Source organism: Microcella sp. (assembly GCF_025808395.1).
Taxonomy (GTDB): Bacteria; Actinomycetota; Actinomycetes; order Actinomycetales; family Microbacteriaceae; genus Microcella.
In genome coordinates this window covers 768284-794497 of record NZ_CP075524.1, presented here as the reverse complement: position 1 = coordinate 794497, position 26214 = coordinate 768284, and the positions used below count along the sequence as shown (strand labels likewise).

Annotated in this window: 34 protein-coding genes and 1 pseudogene; 21 read left to right on the top strand and 14 right to left on the bottom strand. The window is 65.1% G+C overall.

Annotation, left to right across the window (positions count from 1 at the left end; all coding sequences use genetic code 11):
- The first annotated feature begins 21 nt into the window (after window positions 1-21).
- From hisD to KIT89_RS03890, 3 genes are read left to right on the top strand one after another with little or no spacing between them, the layout of a single operon-like run.
- A complete protein-coding gene (gene hisD, locus KIT89_RS03900) occupies window positions 22-1326 on the top strand; it encodes a histidinol dehydrogenase (RefSeq protein ID WP_297603267.1) in 1305 nt (434 codons plus the stop codon).
- A gap of 12 nt (window positions 1327-1338) precedes the next feature.
- Window positions 1339-1815, top strand: coding sequence for a transcriptional regulator NrdR (gene nrdR, locus KIT89_RS03895; RefSeq protein ID WP_297603266.1), 477 nt, complete (start codon window positions 1339-1341; stop codon window positions 1813-1815).
- An 8-nt stretch (window positions 1816-1823) separates the two neighbouring features.
- Window positions 1824-2867, top strand: a complete 1044-nt coding sequence (locus KIT89_RS03890; RefSeq protein ID WP_297603265.1) for a quinone-dependent dihydroorotate dehydrogenase — start codon at window positions 1824-1826, stop codon at window positions 2865-2867.
- On the opposite strand, the gene KIT89_RS03885 is transcribed toward KIT89_RS03890, so the two are convergent.
- The gene (locus KIT89_RS03885) at window positions 2842-3423 is read right to left on the bottom strand and encodes a DUF3043 domain-containing protein (protein WP_297603264.1); all 582 of its coding nucleotides are present in this window, start codon (window positions 3421-3423) and stop codon (window positions 2842-2844) included. The genes KIT89_RS03890 and KIT89_RS03885 overlap by 26 nt on opposite strands.
- 44 nt (window positions 3424-3467) lie before the next feature.
- Between KIT89_RS03885 and KIT89_RS03880 the strand changes: the two genes are divergently transcribed.
- From KIT89_RS03880 to KIT89_RS13575, 7 genes are all read left to right on the top strand, one after another.
- Window positions 3468-4880, top strand: coding sequence for a dipeptidase (locus tag KIT89_RS03880; protein WP_297603262.1), 1413 nt, complete (start codon window positions 3468-3470; stop codon window positions 4878-4880).
- Window positions 4881-4937: 57 nt separating this feature from the next.
- Window positions 4938-5285 carry an iron-sulfur cluster assembly accessory protein gene (locus KIT89_RS03875; RefSeq protein ID WP_297603261.1) on the top strand — a complete coding sequence of 116 codons (348 nt, stop codon included), beginning with the start codon at window positions 4938-4940 and terminating at the stop codon, window positions 5283-5285.
- Window positions 5286-5385: 100 nt separating this feature from the next.
- On the top strand, window positions 5386-6252 hold the full coding sequence (gene coxB / locus KIT89_RS03870; RefSeq protein ID WP_297603259.1) for a cytochrome c oxidase subunit II: 867 nt from the start codon (window positions 5386-5388) through the stop codon (window positions 6250-6252).
- 9 nt (window positions 6253-6261) lie between these two features.
- Window positions 6262-7998, top strand: a complete 1737-nt coding sequence (gene ctaD / locus KIT89_RS03865) for a cytochrome c oxidase subunit I (RefSeq protein ID WP_297603258.1) — start codon at window positions 6262-6264, stop codon at window positions 7996-7998.
- An 8-nt stretch (window positions 7999-8006) separates the two neighbouring features.
- Complete coding sequence (locus KIT89_RS03860) at window positions 8007-8423, top strand: cytochrome c oxidase subunit 4 (RefSeq protein ID WP_297603257.1); 417 nt, start codon at window positions 8007-8009, stop codon at window positions 8421-8423.
- Between the two features lie 2 nt (window positions 8424-8425).
- Window positions 8426-8848 (top strand): GNAT family N-acetyltransferase, encoded by a 423-nt coding sequence (locus tag KIT89_RS03855; RefSeq protein ID WP_297603256.1) that lies wholly within the window; start codon window positions 8426-8428, stop codon window positions 8846-8848.
- Between the two features lie 118 nt (window positions 8849-8966).
- On the top strand, window positions 8967-9110 hold the full coding sequence (locus KIT89_RS13575; protein WP_367275887.1) for a GNAT family N-acetyltransferase: 144 nt from the start codon (window positions 8967-8969) through the stop codon (window positions 9108-9110).
- 142 nt (window positions 9111-9252) lie between these two features.
- Here KIT89_RS13575 and KIT89_RS03850 read toward each other — a convergent pair whose 3' ends face one another.
- The 4 genes from KIT89_RS03850 to KIT89_RS03835 are packed head-to-tail and all read right to left on the bottom strand — an operon-like array spanning window position 9253 to window position 13442.
- Window positions 9253-10815 carry a ubiquinol-cytochrome c reductase cytochrome b subunit gene (locus KIT89_RS03850; RefSeq protein ID WP_297603898.1) on the bottom strand — a complete coding sequence of 521 codons (1563 nt, stop codon included), beginning with the start codon at window positions 10813-10815 and terminating at the stop codon, window positions 9253-9255.
- A gap of 53 nt (window positions 10816-10868) precedes the next feature.
- Window positions 10869-11951, bottom strand: a complete 1083-nt coding sequence (locus KIT89_RS03845; protein WP_297603255.1) for a ubiquinol-cytochrome c reductase iron-sulfur subunit — start codon at window positions 11949-11951, stop codon at window positions 10869-10871.
- Window positions 11952-11986: 35 nt separating this feature from the next.
- On the bottom strand, window positions 11987-12787 hold the full coding sequence (locus KIT89_RS03840; RefSeq protein ID WP_297603254.1) for a cytochrome c: 801 nt from the start codon (window positions 12785-12787) through the stop codon (window positions 11987-11989).
- Window positions 12788-12812: 25 nt separating this feature from the next.
- On the bottom strand, window positions 12813-13442 hold the full coding sequence (locus KIT89_RS03835) for a heme-copper oxidase subunit III (protein WP_297603253.1): 630 nt from the start codon (window positions 13440-13442) through the stop codon (window positions 12813-12815).
- 78 nt (window positions 13443-13520) lie between these two features.
- Here KIT89_RS03835 and trpD point away from each other — a divergent pair, with 78 nt between their 5' ends.
- The 3 genes from trpD to KIT89_RS03820 are packed head-to-tail and all read left to right on the top strand — an operon-like array spanning window position 13521 to window position 15506.
- Window positions 13521-14591: an anthranilate phosphoribosyltransferase gene (gene trpD / locus KIT89_RS03830; RefSeq protein ID WP_297603252.1), complete on the top strand. Its 1071-nt coding sequence runs from the start codon at window positions 13521-13523 to the stop codon at window positions 14589-14591.
- The gene (locus tag KIT89_RS03825) at window positions 14552-15022 is read left to right on the top strand and encodes a VOC family protein (RefSeq protein ID WP_297603250.1); all 471 of its coding nucleotides are present in this window, start codon (window positions 14552-14554) and stop codon (window positions 15020-15022) included. Before trpD ends, KIT89_RS03825 begins: the two co-directional genes overlap by 40 nt.
- A gap of 4 nt (window positions 15023-15026) precedes the next feature.
- Complete coding sequence (locus tag KIT89_RS03820; protein ID WP_297603249.1) at window positions 15027-15506, top strand: AAA family ATPase; 480 nt, start codon at window positions 15027-15029, stop codon at window positions 15504-15506.
- Here the strand turns inward: KIT89_RS03820 and KIT89_RS03815 are convergent.
- Window positions 15487-15987, bottom strand: coding sequence for an Lrp/AsnC family transcriptional regulator (locus tag KIT89_RS03815; protein ID WP_297603248.1), 501 nt, complete (start codon window positions 15985-15987; stop codon window positions 15487-15489). The two genes, KIT89_RS03820 and KIT89_RS03815, sit on opposite strands and share 20 nt — an antisense overlap.
- Before the next feature lie 95 nt (window positions 15988-16082).
- Between KIT89_RS03815 and KIT89_RS03810 the strand changes: the two genes are divergently transcribed.
- Window positions 16083-17294: a PLP-dependent aspartate aminotransferase family protein gene (locus KIT89_RS03810; protein ID WP_297603247.1), complete on the top strand. Its 1212-nt coding sequence runs from the start codon at window positions 16083-16085 to the stop codon at window positions 17292-17294.
- On the opposite strand, the gene KIT89_RS03805 is transcribed toward KIT89_RS03810, so the two are convergent.
- The gene (locus tag KIT89_RS03805) at window positions 17276-17551 is read right to left on the bottom strand and encodes a YchJ family protein (RefSeq protein ID WP_367275886.1); all 276 of its coding nucleotides are present in this window, start codon (window positions 17549-17551) and stop codon (window positions 17276-17278) included. The genes KIT89_RS03810 and KIT89_RS03805 overlap by 19 nt on opposite strands.
- A 42-nt stretch (window positions 17552-17593) precedes the next feature.
- A pseudogene (locus tag KIT89_RS13570) lies at window positions 17594-17644 on the bottom strand (SEC-C metal-binding domain-containing protein); the annotation flags it as partial.
- 85 nt (window positions 17645-17729) lie between these two features.
- On the opposite strand from KIT89_RS13570, the gene KIT89_RS03800 reads away from it, so the two are divergent.
- The gene (locus KIT89_RS03800; protein ID WP_297603246.1) at window positions 17730-18059 is read left to right on the top strand and encodes a YciI family protein; all 330 of its coding nucleotides are present in this window, start codon (window positions 17730-17732) and stop codon (window positions 18057-18059) included.
- Window positions 18060-18061: 2 nt separating this feature from the next.
- Here KIT89_RS03800 and KIT89_RS03795 read toward each other — a convergent pair whose 3' ends face one another.
- The gene (locus KIT89_RS03795) at window positions 18062-18541 is read right to left on the bottom strand and encodes a hypothetical protein (RefSeq protein WP_297603245.1); all 480 of its coding nucleotides are present in this window, start codon (window positions 18539-18541) and stop codon (window positions 18062-18064) included.
- An 88-nt stretch (window positions 18542-18629) separates the two neighbouring features.
- Between KIT89_RS03795 and KIT89_RS03790 the strand changes: the two genes are divergently transcribed.
- Both KIT89_RS03790 and KIT89_RS03785 read left to right on the top strand, forming a co-directional pair.
- A complete protein-coding gene (locus tag KIT89_RS03790; protein WP_297603244.1) occupies window positions 18630-18914 on the top strand; it encodes a type II toxin-antitoxin system Phd/YefM family antitoxin in 285 nt (94 codons plus the stop codon).
- Entirely contained in the window at window positions 18911-19186 is a 276-nt protein-coding gene (locus KIT89_RS03785) for a type II toxin-antitoxin system RelE/ParE family toxin (RefSeq protein ID WP_297603243.1), read from the top strand. The genes KIT89_RS03790 and KIT89_RS03785 overlap by 4 nt, the downstream gene beginning before the upstream one ends.
- A 109-nt stretch (window positions 19187-19295) precedes the next feature.
- On the opposite strand, the gene KIT89_RS03780 is transcribed toward KIT89_RS03785, so the two are convergent.
- From KIT89_RS03780 to KIT89_RS03770, 3 genes are read right to left on the bottom strand one after another with little or no spacing between them, the layout of a single operon-like run.
- On the bottom strand, window positions 19296-19877 hold the full coding sequence (locus tag KIT89_RS03780; protein ID WP_297603241.1) for a GNAT family N-acetyltransferase: 582 nt from the start codon (window positions 19875-19877) through the stop codon (window positions 19296-19298).
- A gap of 12 nt (window positions 19878-19889) precedes the next feature.
- Window positions 19890-20348, bottom strand: coding sequence for an NUDIX domain-containing protein (locus KIT89_RS03775; protein ID WP_297603239.1), 459 nt, complete (start codon window positions 20346-20348; stop codon window positions 19890-19892).
- Window positions 20349-20352: 4 nt separating this feature from the next.
- Window positions 20353-21126: an SDR family oxidoreductase gene (locus KIT89_RS03770; RefSeq protein WP_297603238.1), complete on the bottom strand. Its 774-nt coding sequence runs from the start codon at window positions 21124-21126 to the stop codon at window positions 20353-20355.
- Window positions 21127-21219: 93 nt separating this feature from the next.
- On the opposite strand from KIT89_RS03770, the gene KIT89_RS03765 reads away from it, so the two are divergent.
- From KIT89_RS03765 to KIT89_RS03750, 4 genes are all read left to right on the top strand, one after another.
- Window positions 21220-21696 carry an NfeD family protein gene (locus KIT89_RS03765; protein ID WP_297603237.1) on the top strand — a complete coding sequence of 159 codons (477 nt, stop codon included), beginning with the start codon at window positions 21220-21222 and terminating at the stop codon, window positions 21694-21696.
- Entirely contained in the window at window positions 21693-22631 is a 939-nt protein-coding gene (locus KIT89_RS03760) for an SPFH domain-containing protein (protein ID WP_297603236.1), read from the top strand. Before KIT89_RS03765 ends, KIT89_RS03760 begins: the two co-directional genes overlap by 4 nt.
- On the top strand, window positions 22631-23392 hold the full coding sequence (locus tag KIT89_RS03755; protein ID WP_297603896.1) for a glycerophosphodiester phosphodiesterase family protein: 762 nt from the start codon (window positions 22631-22633) through the stop codon (window positions 23390-23392). The genes KIT89_RS03760 and KIT89_RS03755 overlap by 1 nt, the downstream gene beginning before the upstream one ends.
- A 103-nt stretch (window positions 23393-23495) precedes the next feature.
- Window positions 23496-23867 (top strand): RNA polymerase-binding protein RbpA, encoded by a 372-nt coding sequence (locus tag KIT89_RS03750; RefSeq protein ID WP_297603235.1) that lies wholly within the window; start codon window positions 23496-23498, stop codon window positions 23865-23867.
- Window positions 23868-23884: 17 nt separating this feature from the next.
- Here the strand turns inward: KIT89_RS03750 and KIT89_RS03745 are convergent, their stop codons facing one another.
- Both KIT89_RS03745 and lnt read right to left on the bottom strand, forming a co-directional pair.
- Window positions 23885-24613 carry a polyprenol monophosphomannose synthase gene (locus tag KIT89_RS03745; protein WP_297603895.1) on the bottom strand — a complete coding sequence of 243 codons (729 nt, stop codon included), beginning with the start codon at window positions 24611-24613 and terminating at the stop codon, window positions 23885-23887.
- Window positions 24613-26193, bottom strand: a complete 1581-nt coding sequence (gene lnt / locus KIT89_RS03740; RefSeq protein WP_297603233.1) for an apolipoprotein N-acyltransferase — start codon at window positions 26191-26193, stop codon at window positions 24613-24615. The genes KIT89_RS03745 and lnt overlap by 1 nt, the downstream gene beginning before the upstream one ends.
- Window positions 26194-26214 lie beyond the last annotated feature (21 nt).

Here is a 26214-nt window from a genome sequence, read left to right as displayed (position 1 = left end):
CGCGATTAGGCTGATGTCGCCATGATGCGAACTCTCGACTTGCGCGACCGCGCGCTTTCTGCCGCCGACCTGCTCGCCCTCATCCCCCGAGCGGCGAGCGACGTGCCCTCGGCTGTCGACACGGTCGACGCCCTGATTCAGGATGTCCGCGAACGCGGCAGCGCAGCCCTGCTCGATCAGGCGGAGCGCTTCGATCGCGTGCGCCCGCCGCACGTGCGCGTGCCGCTCGGCGCGCTGCGCGAGGCCGAGGCCGCACTCGACAGCGCAGTGCGCGAGGCGCTCGAGCTGGCGATTGATCGTGTGCGCCAGGCGACCGCGGCTCAGGTGCCAGCCTCGCAGTCGACCGAGGTGGCGCCCGGCGCGCGCATTGTGCAGCGGTGGCTGCCTGTCGCTCGCGTGGGGCTGTATGTACCCGGTGGCAAGGCTGTCTACCCGTCGAGCGTCGTGATGAACGTCGTGGCAGCCCAGGTGGCTGGCGTGGCGTCGATCGCGGTGGCCTCGCCGCCGCAGGCCGACTTCGGCGGCGGCGTGCACCCCACGATTCTGGCTGCGGCATCGCTACTCGGCATTGACGAGGTCTACGCGATGGGCGGGGCGGGCGCGATCGCAGCTCTGGCCTACGGTGTTTCTGACATCGAGCTCGACCCTGTGCAGGTCATCACCGGCCCCGGCAACCTGTTCGTGGCCACCGCCAAGCGCGCGGTAAAGGGAGTCGTCGGCATCGACTCTGAGGCGGGGCCGACTGAGATTCTCGTCATCGCCGATGCGACGGCACGCGTCGACTACCTTGTCGCCGACCTCATCAGTCAGGCAGAGCACGACGAGCTCGCGGCGAGCGTGCTCGTCACGAACGACCCCGAGCTAGCCGAGGCGGTGCGAATCGCGCTGCCCGCGGCGGTCGAGGCGACAACGCACCGCGAGCGCGTCACGGCGTCTCTCTCGGGGCCGCAGTCGGCAATCGTGATCGTTGACGACCTGCAGCAGGCGGTGCTCTTCAGCAACGCCTATGCCCCTGAACACCTCGAACTGCACGTTGCTGAACCGCACGCGCTCATCGATCAGCTCGACAGCGCCGGGGCGATCTTCGTCGGAGACCACACTCCCGTCAGCCTCGGAGACTACGCGGCAGGCTCGAATCATGTGTTACCCACTGGCGGCCAAGCGCGATTCGCCTCCGGGCTCGGTGCCTATACCTTCTTGCGGCCGCAACAGGTCGTTGAGTATGACCGTGCGGCCCTTGCCGAGGTGGCACCGCACGTGCTCGCCCTGAGCGAAGCAGAGCACCTTCCCGCACACGGCGACGCCGTGCGGGCGCGGTTGCTCTAGGCTGGCGGCACCATGCACTGCCCTTTCTGCCGACACTCAGACAGCAGAGTCATCGACTCTCGCACGAGTGATGACGGGCTCGCGATTCGCCGCCGGCGGCAGTGCCCCGAGTGCGGCCGCCGATTCAGCACAACCGAAACAGCGAGCCTCATGGTGATCAAGCGCAGCGGCGTCGTCGAGCCCTTCTCGCGCGAGAAGATCGTCGCGGGCGTTCGCAAGGCCTGCCAGGGTCGGCCCGTGACCGATGCAGACCTGGCGCAGCTGGCGCAGCGCGTCGAAGAGAACCTGCGAGCCACGGGCGCCTCGCAACTCGACGCCAACGACATCGGCCTCGCGATTCTGCCCGAGTTGCGCACGCTCGATGAAGTGGCGTACTTGCGCTTCGCGAGCGTCTACCAGGCCTTCCAGAACCTCGACGACTTCGAGTCGGCCATCGCACAGTTGCGCGTCGACCACGACGCCGCGTCGAGCGCCGCGAGCCTCGACTGAGCTCAGCCGTGTACTCGTTGCTCTTTCGCACGGTGTTGCGCCGTATTGATCCCGAGCGAGCGCACCATCTTGCGGTGGGCGTGATCAGAGCGATCGCGGCGCTGCGACTCACCGCCGTCGTGCGCCTCGCGACTCGGCCCGACCGGTCACTCGCCGTGAACACCCTCGGGTTGCATTTCGAGTCGCCTTTCGGCATGGCTGCCGGTTTTGATAAAGATGCGCGCAGCATCCGGGGCCTGTGGGCGCTCGGATTCGGCCACGTCGAGATCGGAACCGTCACCGCGATCGCGCAAGACGGCAACCCGAAGCCGCGGCTCTTCAGACTGGTCGACGACCGTGCGGTGATCAATCGCATGGGCTTCAACAACGGGGGAGCCGCTGCGGCCGCCGTGCGTGTCGCCCGCGAGCGCCGTCGGCGTCATCGCCCGATCGTCGGGGCGAACATCGGCAAGAGCCGCGTGGTCTCAGTCGACGAGGCCGTCGACGACTACCGTCTCTCGGCGCGAGTGCTCGCGCCCGTGGCCGACTACGTGGCCGTGAACGTCAGCTCGCCGAACACTCCAGGGCTTCGAGGGCTGCAAGACGAAGCGCTGTTGCGACCACTACTGACCGCGGTACTCGACGAAGCCGGCAGCACGCCGGTGCTCGTCAAGATTGCTCCCGACCTCGACGACACCGCCATCGACTCGGTGTGCGCCCTCGCCCTCGAGCTCGGCCTTGCCGGCATCATCGCGACGAACACCACCATCGGTCGCGATGGCCTGGACACACCGCCCGACGTGGTTGACGCGGCGGGTGTCGGGGGGCTCAGCGGTGCGCCCCTGGCCGAGCGATCGCTCGAGGTGCTTCGCCGAGTGCGCAGTAGGGTGCCTGCAGAGTTCTGCGTGATCTCGGTGGGCGGCATCGAGACTGCTGCGGATGCACAGCAAAGACTCGACGCCGGAGCCACGCTCGTGCAGGGGTATACGGCGTTTCTCTACCGCGGGCCGGGGTGGGCGCGGCAGATCACTCGACGGCTCGCCGGGCTCAGGAAGGAAACTGCCCGCGCTTGACCTGCGGCTTCGGTAGACGCAGCACGCGCAGCTGCAGCGACCTCATCGCGGCATACCAGCGCACCTTCTCGACCTTGTCTGCGCCGTACTTCTGCGTGAGCTTGCGGCGCACGATGAACCCGAGCAGCGTCGAGTCGAGCACGGCAACCAAGAAGAACGCCCACAGTCCGATGATCGAGATCGTCTGCGCCTCGATCGACGGAATGAAGGTCAAGATGATCACGAAGAACATCACGGGAATGAGAAACTCGCCGATCGAGATGCGCGCGTCGACGTAGTCGCGCACCCAGCGCTTCTGCGGCCCCTTGTCGCGCATCGGCAAGTATTTCTCGTCGCCGTTGGCCATGCCGATGCGCGCCTTCTCACGAGCCGCGTTCAGCTTCTCGCGATGCTCCTTCGCCGCTTGCTTGCGGTCGTTGGGAACAAGAGGGCGCTTGCGGGCGGCCTCGCGCTCTTTGCGCGTCGGAGTCGGACGACCCTTGCCCGCTGCAGCAGACTCTTCGTGCGAGTCGGCGGTGTCGGCGGGGGAGGGGTTTACGTTGTCGCGGGCGGCCACAGCGGCACATCCTTCCGGTCGGGCAGAGCCTTAAGATTACCGGCATGTCATCTCACGAACGTCCCGTCACACCGCCCGAGGTTCTCGACCGGCTGAAGAGCAGTGTTCGCGAGGGTATGCCGGCCTCGATCGCCGACCTCTCTGCGCTCGTGCGCATTCCCTCGGTGTCGTGGCTCGGCTTCGATGAGTCGCACGTCGCCCAGACTGCCGAGCACACTGCCGAGTTGCTGCGCTCACTGCAGATCTTCGAGACAGTGCAGATCGACCGCGCACCGGCGGCCGACGGTGCTCTCGGGCAGCCAGCGGTGCTCGCACGCCGAGCCCCGCGCAATGGCCGGCCGACCGTGCTGCTTTATGCTCACCACGACGTGCAACCGCCTGGCGACGACGCCGAGTGGTCGACGCCGCCTTTTGAGCCCACGGTGCGCGGAGACCGCCTGTACGGGCGCGGCGCGGCTGATGACAAGGCGGGCGTCGTCGCCCACGTCGCCGCAATCCGCGCGCTGCTGGAGATCTTCCCCGACCCCGACCTGGGCATCGCGGTCTTCATCGAGGGTGAAGAAGAGTTCGGGTCTCGTTCGTTCGCCGCACTTCTTGACCGGCACCGTGACCTGCTCTCGGCCGACGTGATCGTCGTCGCCGACTCAGACAACTGGTCGGTCGACACGCCGTCGTTGACGGTTGGACTCCGCGGCAATGTGACGTTCGCGCTCACGGTGTCGACGCTCGCGCACGCCTCGCATTCGGGAATGTTCGGTGGCGTGGTTCCGGATGCCCTGCTCGCGAGCATCGCCTTGCTGGCCACACTGCACGATGCTGACGGGGCTGTCGCCGTGGCGGGTCTGCACTCGCACGATCAGGCGGTGCCCGTCGTGAGCGACGACCAGCTGCGGGCCGACACCGGGCTGCTCGAGGGGGTGCAGTTCATCGGGCGCGGCGAGAAGCTGCACCGCATCTGGGCGCAGCCGTCGATCACCGTCACGGGCGTCGACGCACCGAGCGTGCAGAACGCCTCGAACACCCTCATTCCCGCGGTGCGCGTGAAGGTCAGTGTGCGGGTCGCCCCAGGCCAGAAGGCGAGCGACGCGTTCGCCGCCGTCGAGCGGCACCTGCAGGCACACGCGCCGTTTGGGGCTCATCTGAGCATCGACTCGGTCGACCTCGGTGACCCATTTCTCGTCGACACCAGCGGCTGGGCGGCAGACGAGGCGATCACCGCGATGACCGAAGCCTGGGGCGCCGAACCGGTGCTCGCCGGCGTCGGTGGCTCGATTCCGTTCATCGCACAACTGGTCGAAACCTTTCCCGAGGCACAAGTGCTCGTCACGGGGGTCGAAGACCCCGAGACGCGCGCGCACAGCCCCAACGAGTCGCTGCACCTTGGCGTGTTTCATCGTGCCGTGCTCACCGAAGCAGTGCTGCTCGCGCGGCTCAACGGCGCGGTCGACCTACCGTGAGCATCCAGAATCTCGGCGTACACTGACCACAGTCAGCCGATATTTCGAGGAGTCACCATGAGCGAAACAGCACTCAGCACCCACGGCGTCAGCCTGACCGATGCCGCCGCCACCAAAGTGCGCTCTCTGCTCGACCAAGAGGGTCGCGACGACCTGCGGTTGCGCCTCGCCGTGCAGCCGGGCGGTTGCTCTGGGCTCATCTATCAGCTCTACTTTGACGAGCGCGTGCTCGACGGCGACGCCGTGAGCGACTTCGATGGAGTCGAGGTCGTCGTCGACAAAATGAGCGTGCCCTACCTCGATGGCGCATCGATCGACTTCGAAGACACCATTCAGAAGCAGGGGTTCACGATCGACAACCCCAACGCCGGTGGCAGCTGTGCTTGCGGCGATAGCTTTCACTAGGTCGATCTGACGGCGTTTTCGGAGCGTCGCTCGGCCTCGTGACCATCGCCAGTGACATAGACTGAGAAGCGTTCCCCGCCCCCGCCACGAGAGGTCTCTGGTGCGTTCCAACCGACGTCTTCGATTGACGGCGATACCGCTCGCCCTCGTCACCACGATCGCCCTTGCAGGCTGCACGACGCAGATGCAGCTCGGGTGGTTGCCCACCGAACCAGGCCTCACCAACCAGGTCGACCGGGTGATCGGGCTGTGGGTCACCTCGTGGATCGTGTTGCTCGTCGTCGGTGTCATCACCTGGGCGCTCATCATCTGGGCCGCGATCGTGTATCGCCGTCGCCAGGGTCAAACGGGCCTTCCGTTGCAGTTGCGCTACAACATGCCCATCGAGATCTTCTACACGGTCGTGCCGTTGATTCTCGTGCTGGGCTTCTTCGCTTTCACCGCGCGTGACCAGGCGATCATCGAAGAGCCGCTCGCCGACCCCGACGTCACGATCGAGGTGTACGGCAAGCGCTGGGCGTGGGACTTCAACTACCTCAACGAGAACGTTTACTACGCCGGCATTCAGGCGCAAGAGACCGGGCCGAACAACACGATCGATGTCTCGACGCTGCCGACGCTCTACCTGCCCGTCGGGCAGAAGGTCGAGATTCGCATCGAGTCTCGCGACGTCATCCACTCTTTCTGGATCATCGACTTTCTCTACAAGAAAGACATGCTCCCGGGCGAGAACCAGACCAACTACTGGTACTTCATCCCCGAGAAAGAGGGAACCTACACGGGCAAGTGTGCAGAGTTCTGCGGTGAGTATCACTCGCTCATGCTCTTCAACGTGAAGGTCGTCTCTCAGGCCGAGTACGACGCCCACATCGAGTCGTTGCGCGCTGCCGGCAACGAGGGTCGACTCGGCCCCGAGCTCAACACCAACTCCAACCTGCCGGGTACCGGCGCCAGCGAAGAGGAGTAACCGGCCCTCATGACCTCGACCGCACCTCGCCCGTCAGTCACCGGCTCTGCCCCAGAGCACGTTTCGCCGACCGTTCGCCGCAAGGGCAACGTGTTCGTCGGGTGGATCACGACCACCGACCACAAGACCATCGGGTACATGTACTTGATCACGTCGTTCATCTACTTCCTCATCGGCGGTGTGATGGCGCTCGTGATCCGCGCGCAGCTCTTCGCACCGGGCCTCGAGATCGTCGCGACGAAAGAGCAATACAACCAGCTCTTCACCATGCACGGCACGATCATGCTGCTCATGTTCGCGACGCCGCTGTTTGCAGGTTTCGCGAACGTGCTCATGCCGCTGCAGATCGGTGCACCCGATGTGGCGTTCCCTCGACTGAACGCCTTCGCCTACTGGCTCTACTCGTTCGGCTCGCTCATCGCCGTCGCCGGCTTTCTCACCCCCCAGGGCGCAGCGTCGTTCGGCTGGTTCGCCTATGCGCCGCTCTCGAGTCAGACCTTCACACCAGGGCTCGGCGGCAACATGTGGGTCTTCGGGTTGACGATGAGCGGCTTCGGCACCATTCTCGGTGCTGTCAACTTCATCACGACGATCATCACCATGCGAGCACCGGGCATGACGATGTGGCGCATGCCGATCTTCACGTGGAACACCCTCGTGACGTCGCTGCTCGTCATCATGGCCTTCCCGGTGCTGGCCGCTGCGCTCTTCGCGCTCGGGTCAGACCGCATGTTCGGCTCGCACGTGTTCGATGCCGCAACCGGCGGCGCCATTCTCTGGCAGCACTTATTCTGGTTCTTCGGGCACCCTGAGGTGTACATTTTGGCGTTGCCGTTCTTCGGAATCGTGTCAGAGATCATCCCTGTGTTCAGCCGCAAACCGATCTTCGGCTACAAGACGCTGGTCTACGCGACGATCGCCATCGCGGCCCTCTCGATGACGGTGTGGGCCCACCACATGTACGTCACCGGATCTGTGCTGCTGCCGTTCTTCGCACTCATGACGATGCTCATCGCGGTGCCGACAGGCGTGAAGATCTTCAACTGGATCGGCACGATGTGGCGGGGCTCTGTCACCTTCGAGAGCCCTATGGTCTTCACCCTGGGCTTCTTGATCACGTTCGTGTTCGGTGGTCTCACCGGCGTGATTCTCGCGTCGCCGCCGCTCGACTTCGCGGTGTCTGACTCGTACTTCGTCGTGGCGCACTTCCACTATGTCGTCTTCGGCACCGTCGTCTTCGCGATGTTCGCCGGCTTCTACTTCTGGTGGCCGAAGTGGACGGGCAAGATGCTCAACGAGCGCCTTGGTCAGATTCACTTCTGGACGCTCTTCATCGGGTTCCACGCCACGTTCTTGGTGCAGCACTGGCTCGGGGTGGTCGGCATGCCTCGCCGCTACGCTACCTACCTTGTCGAAGACGGTTTCACCTGGATGAACCAACTGTCGACCTTCGGATCGATCCTGTTGGCTGTCTCGATGATTCCGTTCCTCTTGAACGTCTACATCACCGCGCGGCGGGCTCCGCTCGTGACGGTCAATGACCCCTGGGGCTACGGCCGCTCGCTCGAGTGGGCGACCTCGTGCCCGCCCCCGCGCCACAACTTCACGTCGATTCCGCGCATTCGCTCTGAGTCGCCGGCGTTCGACCTGCACCACCCCGAGGCGAGCATGCCTGTCGGCATTGGGCCAGGCAAAGATGCGCCCGACGCACCGGTGCGCGACCTCTCCGACGGACAAGTGAAGTAGGGCTCGCCATGAAGACGAATGTCAACCTGTTTTGGATTCTCACTGTCTTCTTCGCGGCGTTGTGCGCCGTGTATGTTGTGTGGGCACTTCTCGATACGGGGTATGTCGAGTGGGTCGGAGCGGTGGGGCTGGGCCTGTGCGCAGTGCTCTCGGCGTTCATCGCCTTCTATCTGAGGCTCGTGCATCGCAACCAGGGCGGTGAGCTCGCTGAAGATCGTCTCGACGCAGCGATCGATGACGGCGATGCGGAGCAGGGCTTCTTTCCCCCGTGGTCGTGGTGGCCGGTGATTCTGGCGGGTGCCGCCGCGATTGCCTTCCTCGGCCTGTCGATCTCGTTCTGGATCGTTGCCTACGCAGTGCCGTTCGCACTGCTCGGCATTGTGGGCTGGGTCTACGAGTACTACCGCGGCAACTTCGGGCGCTGACCATGGCGCTCGTCCGCCGTGCGACCGCAGCCGATGCCGATGTGGTGTTCGAGTTGGTCTGCCAGCTCGGTGCAGCCTTCGTGCCAGTGCGCTCGGCGTTCGACGTGAGTCTTGACGCCCTTATCGCCGATAACGACGCTCTCGTGCTCGTAGCAGAAGGCGACGATGGAACTGTGCAGGGCTATGCGCTCACGACCATTACGCGCCTGTTGTCGACGAACGGGCCTTCTGCCCAGTTGCAAGAGATCGTCGTCGACGATGACGCCCGTGGGCAGTCGCTGGGCACACTGCTCGTGCACGAAGTTGAGGCAGAGTGCATCGCTCGAGGCGTGCGCCAGCTCACGGTTGCCGCGAGGCGCGCGGGTGGCTTCTACGACCGGCTGGGCTATTCGCAGGGTGCCGAATACATGCGTCGCGTCTTCTGACCTGACATCGCGTCAACAGTGGTAGGCAGGTTGCGCACCGAGCGCTTGCTCATCTCGGCGCTGACTACGGCCGACCTGCCCTTGTTCGTGGCATCCGGGCGATTTCGGGTCGCCGACGCTGATCGGCGATGTCGCGATGGGTGCCGACCCGCACCAACCTGACACTGATGAAGTCGGTATCACTCTCGCTCGGGAGCATCAGAAGTCTGGCTATGCTCTCGAAGCCCTCACCGCCGTGATCGACTGGTTCACAGGGGAGTGAACCACGCTCGAGCGCAACGCACTCTTACGTCGAGAGTGGATCGCGCACATCGTGAGTCGCCCACTCTGAGGCGAATGCGCTCGCCCCCGCTCCCTACGAAAGAGGGGCGGGGCCGAACGCGTCGCTGTTGACCGGAGAGCAGCTAGTGCTTCTGCGACTCGAGCTCGCTCATCGTGACCGGTGCAATGCGGTCTTCGAAGAACCACCGCGAGAGGCTCGCGCGCAGACGCTGGTTGACGGTGATCTTTCCCTTGCTGTTAGGCCTGATCATGATCGGCTGGTACTCGTCGAAGCTCACGAGCTTCCAGCGCTCGTAGTCATCGAGCTGCTCGTGCACTTCGATGTACTCTCCGCCGGGCAGTCGCACGATGCGCCCCGATTCGAAACCGTGCAGGGCGATCTCGCGGTCTTTGCGCTGCAGCGCCAGGCACACTCGCTTCGTAATGAAGTAGGCGGCGAAGGGGCCGAACACTGCGAGCATCTGGAGGGCGAAGATGACACCCTCAATCGACAGTCTGAAGTGGGTTGCGATCAGATCAGAGCTAGCGGCCGCCCAGAGCACCGCGTAGAACCAGACTCCTGCGGCCCCGATTGCGGTTCGAGTGGGTGCATTGCGCGGGCGCTCAGCGATGTGGTGCTCGCGCTTGTCGGCTGTCACCCAGGCTTCGAAGAAGGGGTACAGGGCGACGACGGCCATGAAGAGGGCCAACCCGACGACGGGGATGAGCACACCCCACGGCCAGGTGTACCCGAAGATCACCGACTCGAGCCCCGAGGGAATCAACCGCATGGCACCGTCGGCAAAGCCGATGTACCAGTCGGGCTGAGTTCCCGCAGAGACGGGGGAGGGGTCATATGGCCCGTAGTTCCAGATCGGGTTGATCGTGAAGAACGATGAGATCAAGACGATGACGCCGAAGACGAGGAAGAAGAACCCACCGGCCTTCGCGGCAAAGCCGGGCAGCACGGGAGAGCCCACCACGTTGTCGTTCGTGCGCCCTGGAGCAGCGAACTGCGTGTGCTTGTTGACGACAAGCAAGACCATGTGTACACCGATCAAGGCGATCGTGATCGCGGGCAACAGCATGATGTGCAGCACGTAGAGGCGCGGAATGATGTCGGTGCCCGGAAACTCATCGCCGAACAGCAGGTATGACGTCCATGCGCCAATGACGGGGAACGACTTGACCATGCCGTCGATGATGCGCAGACCGTTGCCCGACAGCACGTCGTCGGGCAACGAGTAGCCGGTGAAGCCGAGTGCCATCGCCAGCACGAAGAGCAAGAACCCGATGATCCAGTTCAATTCGCGAGGCTTGCGGAAGGCGCCGGTGAAGAAGACCCGAAGCATGTGTAACCCGATGGCGGCGATGAAGAGCAGTGCCGCCCAGTGGTGCACCTGCCGCATGAGCAGCCCACCACGAATCTCGAAACTGATGTCGAGCGCCGAGTGGTAGGCCACCGACATCGGGATTCCCTGCAGCGGCACGTACGAGCCCTGGTACTCGACCTCGGTCATCGACGGGTCGAAGAAGAAGGTCAGGAACGTTCCACTGAGCAGGATGACGATGAAGCTGTACAGCGCCACCTCACCGAGCATGAACGACCAGTGATCGGGAAAGATCTTGCGCCCGAGCGCTTTGACGGCCGTGGATGCGCTCGTGCGCTCATCGACATAGTTGGCAGCCCAGCCGGTGAACCGCATTCCGCGCGACGGCGCGACCTCGGTTGACGTGGCGGGCGGTGTTGCTGTGGTGCTCACAGTGCACGCTCCCAGAAGCTCGGACCCACAGGTTCGGTGAAGTCGCTCTTCGCGACAAGGTAACCCTCGTCATCCACAGTGATCGGGAGCTGGGGGAGGGGGCGTGCCGCCGGTCCGAAGATGACCTCGCAGTGGTTTGCAACGTCGAATTGCGACTGGTGGCACGGGCACAGCAGGTGGTGAGTCTGCTGTTCGTACAGCGCGACGGGGCACCCGACGTGCGTACAAATCTTGGAGTACGCGACGATGCCGTCGTACGACCAGTCGGCGCGGTCTTCGCGCTCGTTGAGTTCGTCGACGGGCAGTCGCATGAGCAGAACGACTGCCTTGGCCTTTTCTTCGATGCGGTGCGACTCGAGCTCAGCGAGTCCCTCTGGGATCACATGGAATGCCGAACCGATCGTCACCTCCGACGCCAGAATGGGCGTGCCCGAAGGGTCGCGAGTGAGGCGCACGCCCGTGTCCCACATCGTGTGCTTGAGCAAGGCGATGGGGTCTTCGGCCGGGGCCAGATCGCGGAAGAGAGCGATGGCCGGAATCGGGGTTGCGACGAGCGCACCGATGAGGGTGTTGCGCACGAGGCTTCGACGAGTGAAGCCCGACTCTGCGTTGGCCTGACGGAAGATCTCGACCGCTCGCTCACGAGACTCGTCGCTGCCGCGAGTCGGGTGTCGCTGCTCGACCTCTTCGTGCCCGTGCATGAGGGCCTTCGACCAGTGCACGGCTCCGATGCCGATACCGAGCAGGCCCAGCGTGATGCCCACGCCGATGAGCATGTTGTTGAGTCGGATCGAGCTGGGGTCTGCCTCGTTGATGGGGAACAGGATGTACGCGGCGACCGCGAACACGCTGCCCACGACCGACAGCACGAACAGCGCAGAAATCGTGCGCTCGGCCGTCTTCGCCTTCTTCGGGTCGAGGTCGGTGACCCTCAGACGCTCGGGCGGAAACCCCGGGTTCGGAACGCGGTCGGTGCGAACGACGGCGACCGCCGGTGCCGGCACCGTGTGGTCGTCTTGGCGTGCGACAGCCGAGCCGGCATTCTCGCCGTGGTCGGGGCCGTCGTGAGCGTCAGCCATTGTCGTCCTTTCTTAGCAGTATCGCGGGGGTGGGCTCAGTTGGACTTCGCGGTGAGCCAGATGGTCACTGCGACGAGTCCGCCGAGGCCGAAGATCCAGATGAACAGGCCCTCGGAGACGGGGCCGAGGCTGCCGAGATCCCACCCACCGACCGAGGGGTTCTCCTCGATGTACAGCAGGTAGGTGATGATGTCGTTCTTCTCTTCGGGTGTCAGGTTCATGTCGCTGAAGACCGGCATGTTTTGCGGCCCGGTGACCATGGCGCCGTAGATGTGAACGGGGTCGACACCCGCGAGCCCCGGGGCCCACTTGCCCTCGGTGAGCGCACCACCGGCACCTGCGACGTTGTGGCACATTGCACAGTTGATGCGGAACAGTTCGGCGCCGATGGCGGCGTCGCCGTCGCCGGCGATGAAGCGGTCGGCCGGCACTGCCGGGCCGGGAGCGAGGTCGGCGACCCAGGCAGCCATGGCGTCAATCTGAGGCTGGGTGAACTGCACAGGCTTCACTTCGGCCTGCGGCCCCGAGGCTGCCATGGGCATGCGACCGGTTCCGACCTGGAAGTCGACGGCGAGCGCTCCGGCACCGATGACCGTGGGCCCTGCGGCGGTGCCTTCGCCGTTGAGACCGTGGCAGCTCGCGCAGTTAGCGGCGAAGAGCTTGCCGCCTTCGTCGACGAGCTGCTGGCTCGCGGCACGAGTATCGGCTGAGGCTGCCGTGGTGGCGAGCGCGTAGGCGCCGCCAGTCGCGAGCAGGCCGACGACGAGCAGGGCCGTGGTCGCGAGCGGCGATCGACGGCCAGCGCGGCGAGAAGAAGCGGTTGAGGTGGAAGCCATGGTCAGGAGCGTCTCGATTCTGCGGTTATTGGAGCACGTAGATGACGAGGAACAGACCGATCCAGACCACGTCGACGAAGTGCCAGTAATAGGAGACCACGATCGCGCTCGTGGCATCGCGGTGAGTGAACGTCTTCACGGCATATGCGCGGCCGATCACCAGCAGAAACGCGATCAGGCCGCCGGTCACGTGCAGGCCGTGGAAGCCGGTCGTGAGGTAGAAGGCCGAACCGAAAGCGTCAGAGTTGAGGGTGACGTATTCACTCACCAGCACTGAGTACTCGTAGGTCTGCCCGACGATGAAGATCGCGCCAAGAATGTAGGTGAGAAAGAACCATTCGATCATGCCCCACTGCGTGGGCTTCCACCCGGTGCGGCGGGCCTGCAGACGCTCGGCGGCGAATACTCCGAACTGGCACGTGACCGATGACAGCACGAGGATCGTGGTGATGGTGAGGGCGAAGGGAACGTTGAACTTCGCTGTGCCTTCTTCCCACAGCCCCGGCGAGGTTGATCGCAACGTGAAGTAGATGGCGAACAGGCCGGCGAAGAACATCACCTCGCTTCCGAGCCACACGATCGTGCCCACGGCGACGACGTTCGGTCGGTTGATCGTAGGCGCGCTGAGCGAGCTCGACAGTGCAGTACTGGTCACCTCTCCATTATGACCGATGTTCGAGGCAGGTCTGGCCCGCCGACATGCCCGATTGACGCGAGAAAGTAGCATCGAGGCATGTCGACGACCCCCACATGGCCCCGTTTGCTGACGCGCATGCTCGACGGCGAGCACTTGTCGATCGCTGAGGCGACGTGGGCGATGGAGCAGGTTGTCTCAGGTGAGGCCTCTGAGGCGCAGCTGGCGGGTTTCTTGGTCGCGTTGAAGGCGAAGGGCGAGACGGTCGATGAGATCGTGGGCTTTCGGGATGCTGCGCTGAGCCATGCACGATCAGTCGAGATCGACCCCATGGTTCTCGACATTGTCGGCACCGGCGGCGACCCGTACGGCGCCGTCGTCAATGTCTCGTCGATCGCCTCGATCGTCGCTGCGGCCGCGGGTGTTCCGGTGGCCAAGCACGGCAATCGTGCGGCCAGTTCGTCGTCGGGCGCGTCAGATGTTCTTGCCGTGTTGGGCGTCAACATCGATCTTGAACCTGACCGCGTCGCGCACGTGTTCGCCGAGGTGGGTCTCACCTATCTCAACGCCGCTGTCTTTCACCCGGGTTTCAGGCATGCCGGTCCGCCGCGGCGGCAACTCGGCATCGCCACGGTCTTCAACATTCTCGGCCCGCTGTGCAACCCTGCTCGCCCTGAGGCGTCAGCGGTGGGCGTTGCGAGTCTTGACCGGGTTCCGCTGGTCGTGGGCGTGTTCCGCACTCGAGGGGCAACGGCTCTCGTCTATCGAGGTGACGACGGCATCGACAAGCTCACGACGACCGGTCACAGTCACATCTGGGAGGTGTCGCGCGGTTTCGTGACCGAGCACGACCTTGACCCGCGTGAGCTCGGCATCGCAACCGCTCAGATCGACGACCTGCTCGGTGCTTCCCCTCAGCACAATGCGGGCCTCGCGCAGTCGGTGCTGGCGGGTGAGCCCGGCCCCGTGCGTGACATAGTGCTGCTGAACGCCGCGGCGGGGCTCGTCTCGTTTGGCTTGGCCCAAGATTCTGATCAACTGCGGCGCCCGTTGGTCGAAAGACTCGACGAGCAGCTTGCGGTGGCAGCCGAGGCGATCGACTCTGGGGCAGCAGCGGCGAAACTCGACGCGTGGGCAACAGCGACCACTTCAGCGGCGGCCTCGTCGTGACCGCTCGGCAGCTTCGGCTGGTCATCCGGGTCGACGATTACGATGCGGCTGTGTCGTTCTGGCGCGATGCGCTCGGGCTCGAAGAAACGGCGGCATTCGAGGGAGAGGGCGACGCCCGAGTGATGATTCTCGAAGTGGGCCGCGCCACGATCGAGCTCGCGAACGCGGCGCAAGTTGACCTCATCGATCGCATCGAGACAGACGATCACCACAGCCCGCCGCTGCGTGTGGCCATCGAGGTCGACGACTCTCGAACGATGAGTTCTGAGCTTGAAAAATCAGGTGCGCGGGTTATCGCCTCGGCGCGCGAGACTCCCTGGCACTCGCTCAACGCTCGGCTCGCCGCGCCCGATGGCATTGAGTTAACGCTCTTCGAAGAGCTCGGAGGGGGCCCCTCGGTTCGTCGACCTGCAGAGTCGTCGAACGGCTAGCGCTATGAGAGCCGTCTTGCTCACGGGCATGTCTGGCGTTGGCAAATCGACCGTGCTCGTCGAACTCGCCTGCAGAGGGTGGAGCACCGTCGACACCGACATGCCAGAGTGGATCATCCATTCGTCTGACGACGCAGCATCGTCAGGTGAGCGTCTGTGGCACGAGGGCCACATGGCTCGACTGCTCGCAGCGCCGCGAAGCGCACCGCTCGCGGTGGCGGGCACCGTGGTCAATCAGGGGCGCTTCTACGACCGTTTCGACGCGATAGTGCTGCTGTCGGCGCCGCTGGAGACGATGCTGCAGCGGGTCGTCACTCGCAACTCGAACCCGTTCGGGCGTCGGCGTGCTGAGCGCGCGGCGATTCGACGAGACCACGCCGATGTTGAACCGCTGTTGCGGTCGAGTGCAACGCATGAGATCTCTACCGTGCGACCGCTGCACGAGGTGGTCGCTGAGATCGAACTCATCGCGCAGAGCGCATGACGCCCGCGCCCTCGAGCACTTCGAACACCAATTGCGTCTCGACGTGGCGCACGTGCGGGTGGGTCGTGAGGTGTTCGAGCACGAGTTCGCGCAGCGCAACCGCCGACGACACGGCGACGTGCAGCAAGTAGTCGTCGGCGCCGGCCACATGAAACGCGGTGAGCACGTTGGGCAGTGACCGCGCCGTGGTTTCGAAGGCACGAATCTGCTCTCTGCCGTGAGTGCCCAGTCGCACCGTGATGAGTGCCTGCAGGGTGAGCCCGAGCGCGGCCGGATCGATGTCGGCTCGAAACCCCGTGATGACGCCGCGATCACGCAGCGAGCGCAACCGCTGGGTGCAGGTCGACTCAGCGATGCCCACGCGTGCGGCGAGCGCCGCGTTGGTGAGGCGGCCGTTGCGTTCGAGTTCGGCGAGCATCGCAAGGTCGACGGCGTCGAGGGATGCTGGCCGCGCGTTCTTCGTCAGAGTCGAGTCGGGCATCCCGTCAGCATGAAGCATGCGCGATTCAGGTGTCAATCAACGCAGAAACTTCGGCAATAATCGCTGATGGGTGCAGACTACGCAACACTCGACGCATGTCGAGCGATGAGGCTTTCGAGACGGTAGCCGTGCACGCGGGGCGCGACGACCTCGCCTCGATGGGGGTTCACGCACTGCCGATCGATCTGTCGACGACGAATCCGTTGCCCGACATCGAGCTCGGCGGCGGGTCGTACGAGGCGATCGCGACGGGAGGGCATCCGACCGAGGGTGGCAGCGTCTACGCACGGCTCTGGAATCCGACGGTCGCCCGGTTTGAGACTGCCCTCGCCCTGCTCGAACGAGCCGACGACGCTGTCGCGTTCGGCACGGGCATGGCTGCGTTCTCGGCGACACTGCTCGCGGCCATGAACCGCGGGCGGGGGCGGCACGTGGTGGCCGTGCGGCCGCTCTACGGTGGCACCGACCACCTGCTGGCGTCGGGTTTGCTGGGCGCGCAGACGACCTTCTGCTCACCCGACGAGGTCGGTGACGCGGTGCGCGACGACACGTGCCTGGTGGTGATGGAGACGCCGTGCAACCCGACACTCGAGCTCATCGACATTGCCGCGGTGGTGTCGGCGGCGGGCAGCGTTCCGGTCATGGTCGACAACACGTTCGCGACGCCCGTGCTGCAGAACCCGCTCGCGCACGGCGCCGAGATCGTGTTGCACAGTGCCACGAAGTATCTGGGCGGCCACGGCGACGCGATGGGGGGAGTGGTGGCGACGAGCGCCGAGTGGGCGACGGCGATCAGGCCCGTGCGGGCGATCACCGGCGGGTTGTTGCACCCGCTCGGCGCCTACCTGCTGCACCGCGGGCTGCCGACGCTCGCGCTGCGGGTGCGCGCTCAGCAGGCGACGGCGGGGCAGCTGGCCGAGCTGCTGACCCAGCACCCCGCCGTCGCCTCGGTGCACTACCCGGGGCTGCCCGGGGCTGACCCTCGAGGGCTGCTGGGCACGCAATTGCGAGGTGCAGGGGCGATGCTCGCCCTCGAGCTTGCGGGCGGGTACGCAGCTGCCGAGCGGTTCATCGGCGCGCTGCGACTCTTCACGCATGCCGTGTCGCTCGGGGGAGTGGATTCTCTGGTGCAGCATCCGGCATCGCTCACGCACCGCCCGGTGGCGCCGGATGCCCGCCCCGGGGCCGGCATCGTGCGCCTGTCGATCGGCCTCGAGTCGGCTGTCGATCTGTGGCGCGACCTCGAGGGAGCCCTTGGCGCTGTCGAGCTCGAACAGGCCACCCCGGCTCACGCCTCGGCGACGTAGTACCAGCGCCCGCCCTCGCGCACGAAGCTGCTGCGCTCGCGCTGCGAGCCGCGGGCGTCAGAAGAGCGCCAGAAGGCCTCGAACTCGACCTCGCCGCGCGAGTCGAGCGGGCCGCCGGCGAGGCGGTCGACGATGTCAAGGCGGTACCAGCGCAACTCGGAGTCGAGCTCGAGCATCGACGGACGCGTCGACGGGTGCCAGGTGCTCAGCAGATAGTCGACGTCACCGACGGCGAAAGCGCTGAATCGTGAGCGCATGAGCTGCTCGGCGGTCGGGGCTTCGGCTTGGCCGACATGCAGCGGCTCGCAGCACTCGGCGAAGGGGAGCCCACTCAGGCAGGGGCAGCGCATGATCACAGGTCAAGCATGCCGCGTGCCCGGCTCTCGACCCCGACGGATCCCTTCGCTACTGTCATCGAGAGGTGGGAGGACTGCCATGAAGTTCATGATCTGCGTGATTGATAGTGAGAGTGGTTCGGGTTCGAAAGTCGAGATTGCCGCGATCGACGCCTTCAACGAGCGACTTCAGAGCGCCGGCCAGCTGATCATGGCGGAGGGTCTGGCGGCACCCCGGGCATCCACGGTCATCGACAACCGCGGGGGAGCGGGGGTTGTCACGCCCGGCCCGCTTCACGACACTGAGCAGTTCGTGTCGGGATTCTGGATCATCGAGGCGGCCGATCGGGATGCTGCGCTCGAGCTCGCCGCCGAAGGGTCGCGCGCCTGCAACCGCGTGATCGAGCTGCGGCCGTTCTTCGGGGGGTAAGGTCAGGCTCGCGTGCGTCGTTGCAGCAACACCGAAGAACGCACGTAGGCAAAGGCGATGGCGAGGTTGATTCCTAAGCTCGCGATCACAAGAACCACATCGACCCTGTCGGGGTTGACGAGATCCGATACGTAGGTCGCCAGACTACCCACGGAGATCAGCCCACCGATGACAAAGCCAGCGCGAGGCCTGCCTGTCAGTTGCCACCAAGGACGGGGAGGAAGAGGGTCTTCGTGACGAGAGCGGAAGATCCGTGCGCCGAGAACGATGGCACCGAGATCGAGGACAGAGCCGACGATCGCGTAGACGACAAGCGGGATATCTGGAGAAATGAGCTGGGCGAGGAGGATGCGCGCGACCAGAAACCAGACGACGACGTATCCGACCTTGAGCCAGACCGATCGAACTCTGACTGGCTCAACCATGAAGTGGGTGCCCGGTGGCTTCGGCACCTGCGGGGGCCGGGGCGCAGGAATGCTCACATCTGGACTCTAGCGATCGGGGGAGGAGGAGGAGACGAAGGTGGCGGCAACGCCCCGCCCGAGGTGCAAGTGCGCTATAATTCTGTACATGACAACTCTGCCTCTTGCGGATGCTCGCGCCAACCTCTCGCGCATCGTCGAGTCAGCCGTCACGACGCATGAACGCTTCGAGGTGACGCGCAACGGCGACCGGGTGGCGGTGCTCATGAGCGCAGACGACTTCGACTCGCTCATGGAGACCGTCGACATCTTGAGCCGCGCTGAGGAGATCGCGGCAATCAGGCGGGGGATCGACGACCTTGAGACTGGAGCGCTGTCGAGCGCTGACGACGTGCGCGCTGCGATGATCGCTCAGGGGCGGATAGTTGAGTGACGGTTGTCTACGACGTCGTCTTCACGCGCGCTGCGCGGCGGGCGCTCGAGGTCGAGTTGCCGGAGAAGATCGCTGCCGCAGCGTTCGAGTTCATCATGGGAGACCTGCGCGAGAACCCACGGCGCGTGGGCAAGGCGCTCCGCGAGCCACTGGCTCCATTGTTCTCCGCCCGGCGAGGCGAGTACCGCATCATCTACCGCATCGTTGAGCAGCGCCTGGTGATCGAAGTGGTGTCGGTCACGCACCGCAGAGACGCCTATGCGACTCGATAGGGCATCGTCAGATCGCGCGATCTGACATAATGTGCATTATCGGAGTTAGACGAGACGTGCACACCAAGCTGATTCGCTGTGATCTGCTGACAGCACCTACTCCGGCCAGTCATTCAAGAGCTCGGCGCGGGCGTTTGGCGGAAAAGTTCCAGTCGCGACGCCAGTAGCGTCTCCGTACCATGCGTCGTTCGAGAAAGGTCGGCACTCGGTCGTCGGGTTTCTCGAGGCCGTCAGCGCGAAATCGGTTGCGCTCGTAGAAGGCCTGAGCGCGTGGATTCTCCGCCGCCACCCAGAGAAACGCTGGTTCATCGCCGAGAACCGCGTCAAGCATCGCCTGCGCGGCGCCGCACCCGTGGTGAGCTTCGAGCAGGTAGATCATGAACAGCTCGAGACTGGCCGGAGCCGGTTGCTCTGGTGAGACGGGCGTGCCCGCAGAAGCGAAGCCCACGATCTCCCCGTGCAGCTCTGCGAGCACGGTGCGCGACCCTGGTGCGGGATCACCGACCATTCGCCGCCACAGGCTGCGCCGAAACTCGAGTGCTCGCTCCCCGAAGAACTCGTCTGGCAACTGATCGGCATAGGTCTCGCGCCATGCCTGCACGTGCACGTGTGCGAGTCGCTCGACGTCGTCGAGGCGGGGCTCGCGCAGCGTGAACGCCGCGCCGGCCGACGTATCGAGATGGTCGTCCATGGGTCGAGTCTGTCAGGCTCCCCTGGCCACCATTCGCAGCAACCTCGGTAGGTCGTAGGGCTCGAAGGGCTGGCCCGAACGCAGCAGTTCGTCTACCGTGAACCAGCCGTGCGCCGTCACGTCGACGTGCTCATCGTCGGTCCAGTTCGTCGCCACGGGCTCGAACCGTTCACACCGCACCACGTAGTACTCAGCGTGGCCGCGATCATGATCGGCGTCGTCCCACGCGACGTCGAAGTCGAGGCTCCACACTGGCTCCCCCACGCTCTCGACGACGAGCCCGGTCTCTTCGAACAACTCTCGAATCGCCGCCTGCTCGTGGGTCTCCCCCGGGTCGACTCCCCCGCCGGGGGTGATCCAGCGCGCGAATCGGGTCGAGTCGGGCGCCGCAGTGAAAAACAGCAGCGCGGCACCGTCCGCATCCATGAGAATGATTCGGGATGTTCTCCGAAGGCCGCGCTGAGGCCCCACGGCCCTACTCCCCCGAGTACTCGGTGAAGTAGCTCACGTCGCCCACGAGGCGCGTGTTGTCAGCGGGCACCGGCTCGACGGCGGCCTGGGCCACCTCAGCCGCGAACTCGCTCACGTTGTAGAGCTTGCCCGCCGCCTCTTTGCGCGCATCGATCGCGCCAGGAGCGGCACGCTCAAGCAGGGTTGCGGTGATGGTGCCCTCAATCATGTCGCCCGAGACGACCGTGAACCCGATGCCCTTCGCCTCGAGCGTGGGTATCAGCTCGCGTAGCGCGTCTTCACCAGCACGCTTCGACAACGCGACAGCCTCATACTCGGGCATCGTCGGCACCGTACGAATGAAGTGCGCCTGGTGACTCGTCACGAAAACGACGCGGCCGCCCTCGCTCATGAGCTCGGCGCCCTGCGTCAGCACGCTCACCTGCGCATCCCGATTGAGCTTCAGTGCGTAGTCGTCACCCATGCCCGACTCCATGCCGCCGGATGCGTTGAGCACGAGAATGTCGAGAGAGCCGAAGTGCTCGCGCGCAGCATCCATCATCGCGGCGACCGAAGCGGGGTCAGTGAGATCTGCGCCGACCGCGATCGCCTGACCGCCCGCCGCCTCGATCTCGGCGACGAGCTTCTCAGCGCGCGGAGCCTTGGCGCGGTAGTTGATCACGACATTCGCGCCAGCGGCGGCGAAGTATTGTGCGGTGTCGGCGCCGATGCCGCGCGACGAGCCGGTGACGAGAGCGGTCTTTCCGGCGAGCGAGCCGGGCTGCAATGGGGTGTTCACGGTTCTCGACCCTACCGTCAGAGCACGCTCGGCGGGTGCTCACCTGGCGGTGATAGCGTGAGCGAACCGCGACGACGCCGGGAGGAGCAGAGCATGATCGACCTGACGCAGTACCTGTGGATCATGTGGCTCGTGTTCGTCATTCTCTGCGTCATCATCGAAGTGCTGACCCTCGAGTTCACCTTCATGATGATCGCCGCTGGCTCGCTGATCGGCGGTCTCGGCGCGAACGTGATCGGTGCCGAGTGGTGGGTGCAGATTCTGGCTGCCGCCACCATCTCGGGTCTGCTGCTCTTCACCATCAGACCCCTGCTGCTGAAGACCCTTAACCGCGGCGAGCCACCCGCGCTGACGAACGTCGACGCGCTCGTGGGCATGAATGCTCGTGCTACGGCACCGTTCGTTGCGGGCACCGGCTTCGTCAAGCTTGCGAACGGCGAGACGTGGTCGGCGCGACTGGCCGAGCAGTTCGAAGCCATCACCCTCATCGAGGGCGACCGCGTGGTCGTCACTCGCATCGACGGGGCGACCGCAGAGGTTGCTCCGAGAGAACGGAGTGAAACACCATGATTACCCCCGCCGCATTCATCGGCCAGATCTTCGTCACCGTGCTGGTCGTGGTCGTCGCGATCTTCGTCGTGGTCGTGCTGATCCGCTCGATCCGCATCGTGCCGCAGGCCTACGCCGGCGTCGTCGAACGCCTCGGTCGATACCGCAAGACGCTGCAGCCGGGCCTCAATATCTTGGTGCCCTTCATCGACCGCATGCGGCCGCTCGTCGACATGCGCGAGCAGGTGGTGTCGTTTCCGCCCCAGCCGGTCATCACCGAAGACAACCTGGTCGTCTCGATCGATACCGTCATCTATTTTCAGGTGACGGATGCTCGCGCGGCGACCTACGAAATCGCCAACTATCTCGCCGGCGTTGAGCAGTTGACCGTCACCACCTTGCGCAACGTGGTGGGTGGTCTCAACCTTGAAGAAGCGCTCACGAGCCGCGACAACATCAACGGCCAACTGCGTGTCGTGCTCGACGAGGCCACCGGCAAGTGGGGCCTGCGCGTCAACCGCGTCGAGCTCAAGGCCATCGACCCGCCCGCGAGCATTCAAGACTCGATGGAGAAGCAAATGCGGGCCGAGCGCGACCGCCGTGCCGTCATCTTGACCGCAGAAGGCACGAAGCAGTCGCAGATTCTCGAAGCGGAGGGAATGCGGCAGGCCGCCATTCTGAAAGCCGAGGGCGAGGCGAAGGCGCAGATCTTGCGCGCCGAAGCTGAGGCAGAAGCCATCAAGACCGTGTTCGAGGCCATTCACGTGGGCAACCCCGACAGCAAGCTGCTCGCGTACCAATACCTGCAGACGCTGCCGAAGCTCGCCGAAGGCGAGTCGAACAAGATGTGGATTATTCCGAGCGAGCTCACCGAGGCGCTCAAAGGCATCGGCGCTGGCTTCACGGGTGGTGCGACCGCCACTCCGCGCGCAGGAAAGTCCGCTCCCAACGCGTGATGCTCGGGGCGCTGCCGTTCTTCGAGAGCACTCCCCCGCGCGTACTGGCGCACCGGGGTCTCGCGCTCGAAGCGCCTGAGAACACCCTGCTGGCCTTCGCCCACGCGATGGCGCGCGGGGTGACACACCTCGAGACAGATGTGCACGTCAGCGCCGACGGTGTTGCCGTGATCGCGCACGACCCCGACCTGCAGCGCGTGGCGGGCCTCGACGCAACCGTCGACGCACTCACCGCCCGCGAACTCGCCGCGCTCGACCTCGGCGAAGATCAGCACATGCCGACCTTGGCAGAGGCTCTCGACGCTCTACCCGACGCGTTCTTCAACATCGACCTGAAGACGATGGCGGCCGTCACACCCGCTGTCGAGGCCATCACAGCGGCGCGAGCAGAAGACCGTGTCTTGCTCACCTCGTTCAGTGAACGGCGCCGCCACGCGGCGCTGAAGTTGCTGCCCGACGTCGCGACGAGCGCCTCGGGTCCGCGCTTCGCCGCGGCGCTACTGGCAACCGTCGTGCGCGGCGGACCCGCCGTGCGAGCTGCCCTCCGCGGTCTGCACGCCGTGCAGATTCCGCAACGGGCACTCGGGCTCGACACCGTCACTCCCTCACGAATCGAGGCGTTTCACCGCGCTGGCGTCGAAGTGCACGTGTGGACGATCAACGACGCCGCCACTATGCGAGAGCTGCTTGCGCGAGGCGTCGACGGCATCGTTACTGATCGCGCAGACATTGCAGTCGAGGTCGTCGACTCGCTGGCATGACACTGGCAATGCACTGAGAGGAGACCTGGCCTGACGGGCAACGCGCCCTCGCTGGTCTATACCTATTCATAGAACTTTTGCTGCCTGACGAAGGAGACCGACAATGGCCGACCGCACACTCCGCGGCATGAGGCTCGGCGCCCAGAGCATGCAGAGCGAAGAAGGCGTCGAGTTTGCTCACCGCCAACGCGCCCAGTACCGCACCGATGACGGCGAAGAGTTCGACGTCGTCTTCGCCGCCGACGCCGAGGTGCCTGAGCAATGGGAGTCACCCAAGAGCGGCCGTGAAGGCATTCTGCTCTCACCAGACGGAACCCCCATCGACATCGACGCAGGCGACATCAAGGCACCCCGCACGCACTGGGACATGTTGCTCGAGCGGCGCTCGCGAGACGAGCTCGAAGAATTGCTCGCCGAGCGACTCGAACTGTTGCGTGCCCGCCGTGGTGGCACCGCGGCCCGCCGAGGCGCCTGAACCCGCACGATCGCTGACTAGCGCATCGGCATTCGCCCGAGGCGCATCGCAATGCCCCACCCGGTCACGCGAATGAGCGCTTCGACCACGATGCCAGCGTGCATCTTCGAGGTTCCGCTCGCGCGCTCGACGAACGCGATCGGATGCTCGACCACTGTGGCTCCCGAGCGTTCGACACGCCACGCGAGTTCTACTTGAAAGCAATAGCCTTGCGATGACACGACAGCCCGGTCGAGCCCGTGCAACGCGGTCGTGCGATAGACCCGAAAGCCGGCGGTCATGTCGCGGATGCTCGAGCGCAGCATCCACCGCGCATAGCGGTTTCCCGATCGCGAGATGGCGCGCCGCACCCATGGCCAGTTGATGACCGACCCGCCCTCGACCCAGCGCGAACCGATCACCAGATCGGCAGAGCGACGCTCGAGCAGGTCGACCATGGTCGGCAACTCGGCCGGATCGTGCGACCCGTCAGCGTCGATCTCGACCACGGCGTCGTATCCCTGCGAGATTGCCCGAGCGAAGCCCTGCAGGTATGCCGAGCCCAAGCCGAGCTTCTCGAGGCGATGCTGCACCGTCACCTGCGGGTCGGCGACGGCGAGCTCGTCGGCGAGCGCTCCGGTGCCGTCGGGCGAGCCATCGTCGATGATCAACAGGTCGGCATCGGGCATCGCGAGGCGAACCCGATCGACCATGCTGCTGATGCTCTGCGCCTCGTTGTACGTCGGCATGATGATGAGCGTGCGCATCACGGGCGCTCGCGTCTCAGCAACAGACCGGCCATGAGCACGGTGGCGAACCCAAAGAGCACGACTCCCCACTCGACCGTGCGACCGAGCGCATTCGCCGGGGTCACGGTGTCGCTCAATGGCACCTGCTGCACCATCGTGCCAGGTTCGAACCGGGGCAAGCTGTCGAGCGTCGAGCCGTCGGGCAGCACGATGGCGCTTGCTCCGACCGTCGAGGCGTTGACGAGGCTGCGCCCCGCTTCCACGGCGCGTAGCCGCGCGATCGCGAGCTGCTGCACGCTCTGATCGGTGCGGCCGAAGTCGGCGTTGTTGGTGGGGGCGAGCAGCACCTGGGCACCCTCGTCGAGCTGCCTGGCTAGCAGGTCGTCATCGACGATGTCGTAGCAGATCGAGATACCGGCGATGACTCCATCAAGGTCGACGACCGTGTCGCGCTCGCCGAACGAGAAGTCGCGGGGCACGAGATCAAACAAGTCCGGGGCGAGCGGATAGAAGAATTCGCGAGCGGGCAAGTATTCGGCAAACGGAACAGGATGCACCTTGTCGTACTGATCGACCGCACCCTCCCCCGCCCGCCACAGCAGCACCGAGTTGAATCGCCTGTCGGTGGCTTCGTCAAAGGTCTGGGTGCCGACGACGATGGGTGTGTCGAGGCGGGTGCTCACGAGGTCGAGCACCGAAGCGGCGTACGCACTGCGCAAGGGGTCGAGGTCGCTCGCGTTCTCGGGCCAGACGATCACGTCGAGGTCGAGCCCCTGATCGAAGAGCACTCTCGTGGCGTCATAGTGGTCTTGCAAGATCTCGCCGCGCTCATACTCGGCGAAGAGCCCCGAGTTCGAGTTGCCCTGCACGGCCGCCACGCTGATCGTGCCCGTGACAGTGATGGGCACGGCAGGCCAGACGAGCAGCGCTGTGGATGCTCCGGCGACGGCGATACTGCGGCGCAGCATCCCGATCTCGCGTTCGATCGCCACCGCGACGAGTGCCGCGGCGAACCACGCGATGAGAAAGGTGAGGCCAGAAAAGCCGACCCACGCCGCCCAGTGCACGAGCGGCCCCTCGGCTTGGCTGTGGGCGAGGCGGCCCCACGCGAAGCCCCCGAACGGAAACACGCTCGCGACCGCTTCGCGCGTCGTCCACGCCGCTGCGACGACCGCCGGGGTCAGCACGAGTCGTCCGGCGGCTCCCGGCCACACTCGCGGCACCCAGCGCCACGCCAGCATGATGAGCACGCCGCCGAGCGAGGTGAAGAACACCTGCGCGAGGGTGAGAGCGAGCCACGGCACGACACCGAGATAGACCGTGAGCCACTCGATGAGCGTGCCGTAGAAGGCGAAGCCGCTGACAGCGCCGACGAGCAGAGCACCGCCGACGCTGCGGCCCCGCAAGCTGCCGAGAACGAGCGAAGTGCCCACGATCGTGAGGGGCCACCAGCCGACATCGGGGTACCCGAGATCGGTCAGCCAACCGCCAGCGACGCCCATGAGCAGCGCGAGGCCGATCGGCAGCGGCGCAGAACTCGAAGCGACGAAAGGTGACGAGGTCGGTGCCGCGAACGGCACTGCAGTCGACACGGTCACGAGGGGCAATCTTAGGTCAGC

Excerpts from the sequence above, each read along its gene's own strand:
- trpD (WP_297603252.1), top strand. The coding sequence starts at position 13,521 with ATGTCGACGACCCCCACATGGCCCCGTTTGCTGACGCGCATGCTCGAC.
- KIT89_RS03880 (WP_297603262.1), top strand. The coding sequence starts at position 3,468 with ATGTCATCTCACGAACGTCCCGTCACACCGCCCGAGGTTCTCGACCGG.
- KIT89_RS03840 (WP_297603254.1), bottom strand. The coding sequence starts at position 12,787 with ATGGCTTCCACCTCAACCGCTTCTTCTCGCCGCGCTGGCCGTCGATCG.
- ctaD (WP_297603258.1), top strand. The coding sequence starts at position 6,262 with ATGACCTCGACCGCACCTCGCCCGTCAGTCACCGGCTCTGCCCCAGAG.
- KIT89_RS03805 (WP_367275886.1), bottom strand. The coding sequence starts at position 17,551 with ATGCGCTCACGATTCAGCGCTTTCGCCGTCGGTGACGTCGACTATCTG.
- nrdR (WP_297603266.1), top strand. The coding sequence starts at position 1,339 with ATGCACTGCCCTTTCTGCCGACACTCAGACAGCAGAGTCATCGACTCT.
- KIT89_RS03780 (WP_297603241.1), bottom strand. The coding sequence starts at position 19,877 with ATGGACGACCATCTCGATACGTCGGCCGGCGCGGCGTTCACGCTGCGC.
- KIT89_RS03750 (WP_297603235.1), top strand. The coding sequence starts at position 23,496 with ATGGCCGACCGCACACTCCGCGGCATGAGGCTCGGCGCCCAGAGCATG.
- KIT89_RS03810 (WP_297603247.1), top strand. The coding sequence starts at position 16,083 with ATGTCGAGCGATGAGGCTTTCGAGACGGTAGCCGTGCACGCGGGGCGC.
- KIT89_RS03745 (WP_297603895.1), bottom strand. The coding sequence starts at position 24,613 with ATGCGCACGCTCATCATCATGCCGACGTACAACGAGGCGCAGAGCATC.
- KIT89_RS03765 (WP_297603237.1), top strand. The coding sequence starts at position 21,220 with ATGATCGACCTGACGCAGTACCTGTGGATCATGTGGCTCGTGTTCGTC.
- KIT89_RS03860 (WP_297603257.1), top strand. The coding sequence starts at position 8,007 with ATGAAGACGAATGTCAACCTGTTTTGGATTCTCACTGTCTTCTTCGCG.
- KIT89_RS03760 (WP_297603236.1), top strand. The coding sequence starts at position 21,693 with ATGATTACCCCCGCCGCATTCATCGGCCAGATCTTCGTCACCGTGCTG.
- KIT89_RS03815 (WP_297603248.1), bottom strand. The coding sequence starts at position 15,987 with ATGCCCGACTCGACTCTGACGAAGAACGCGCGGCCAGCATCCCTCGAC.
- hisD (WP_297603267.1), top strand. The coding sequence starts at position 22 with ATGATGCGAACTCTCGACTTGCGCGACCGCGCGCTTTCTGCCGCCGAC.
- KIT89_RS03790 (WP_297603244.1), top strand. The coding sequence starts at position 18,630 with ATGACAACTCTGCCTCTTGCGGATGCTCGCGCCAACCTCTCGCGCATC.
- KIT89_RS03800 (WP_297603246.1), top strand. The coding sequence starts at position 17,730 with ATGAAGTTCATGATCTGCGTGATTGATAGTGAGAGTGGTTCGGGTTCG.
- KIT89_RS03845 (WP_297603255.1), bottom strand. The coding sequence starts at position 11,951 with ATGGCTGACGCTCACGACGGCCCCGACCACGGCGAGAATGCCGGCTCG.
- KIT89_RS03850 (WP_297603898.1), bottom strand. The coding sequence starts at position 10,815 with ATGCGGTTCACCGGCTGGGCTGCCAACTATGTCGATGAGCGCACGAGC.
- KIT89_RS03875 (WP_297603261.1), top strand. The coding sequence starts at position 4,938 with ATGAGCGAAACAGCACTCAGCACCCACGGCGTCAGCCTGACCGATGCC.
- KIT89_RS03755 (WP_297603896.1), top strand. The coding sequence starts at position 22,631 with ATGCTCGGGGCGCTGCCGTTCTTCGAGAGCACTCCCCCGCGCGTACTG.
- KIT89_RS03855 (WP_297603256.1), top strand. The coding sequence starts at position 8,426 with ATGGCGCTCGTCCGCCGTGCGACCGCAGCCGATGCCGATGTGGTGTTC.
- KIT89_RS03820 (WP_297603249.1), top strand. The coding sequence starts at position 15,027 with ATGAGAGCCGTCTTGCTCACGGGCATGTCTGGCGTTGGCAAATCGACC.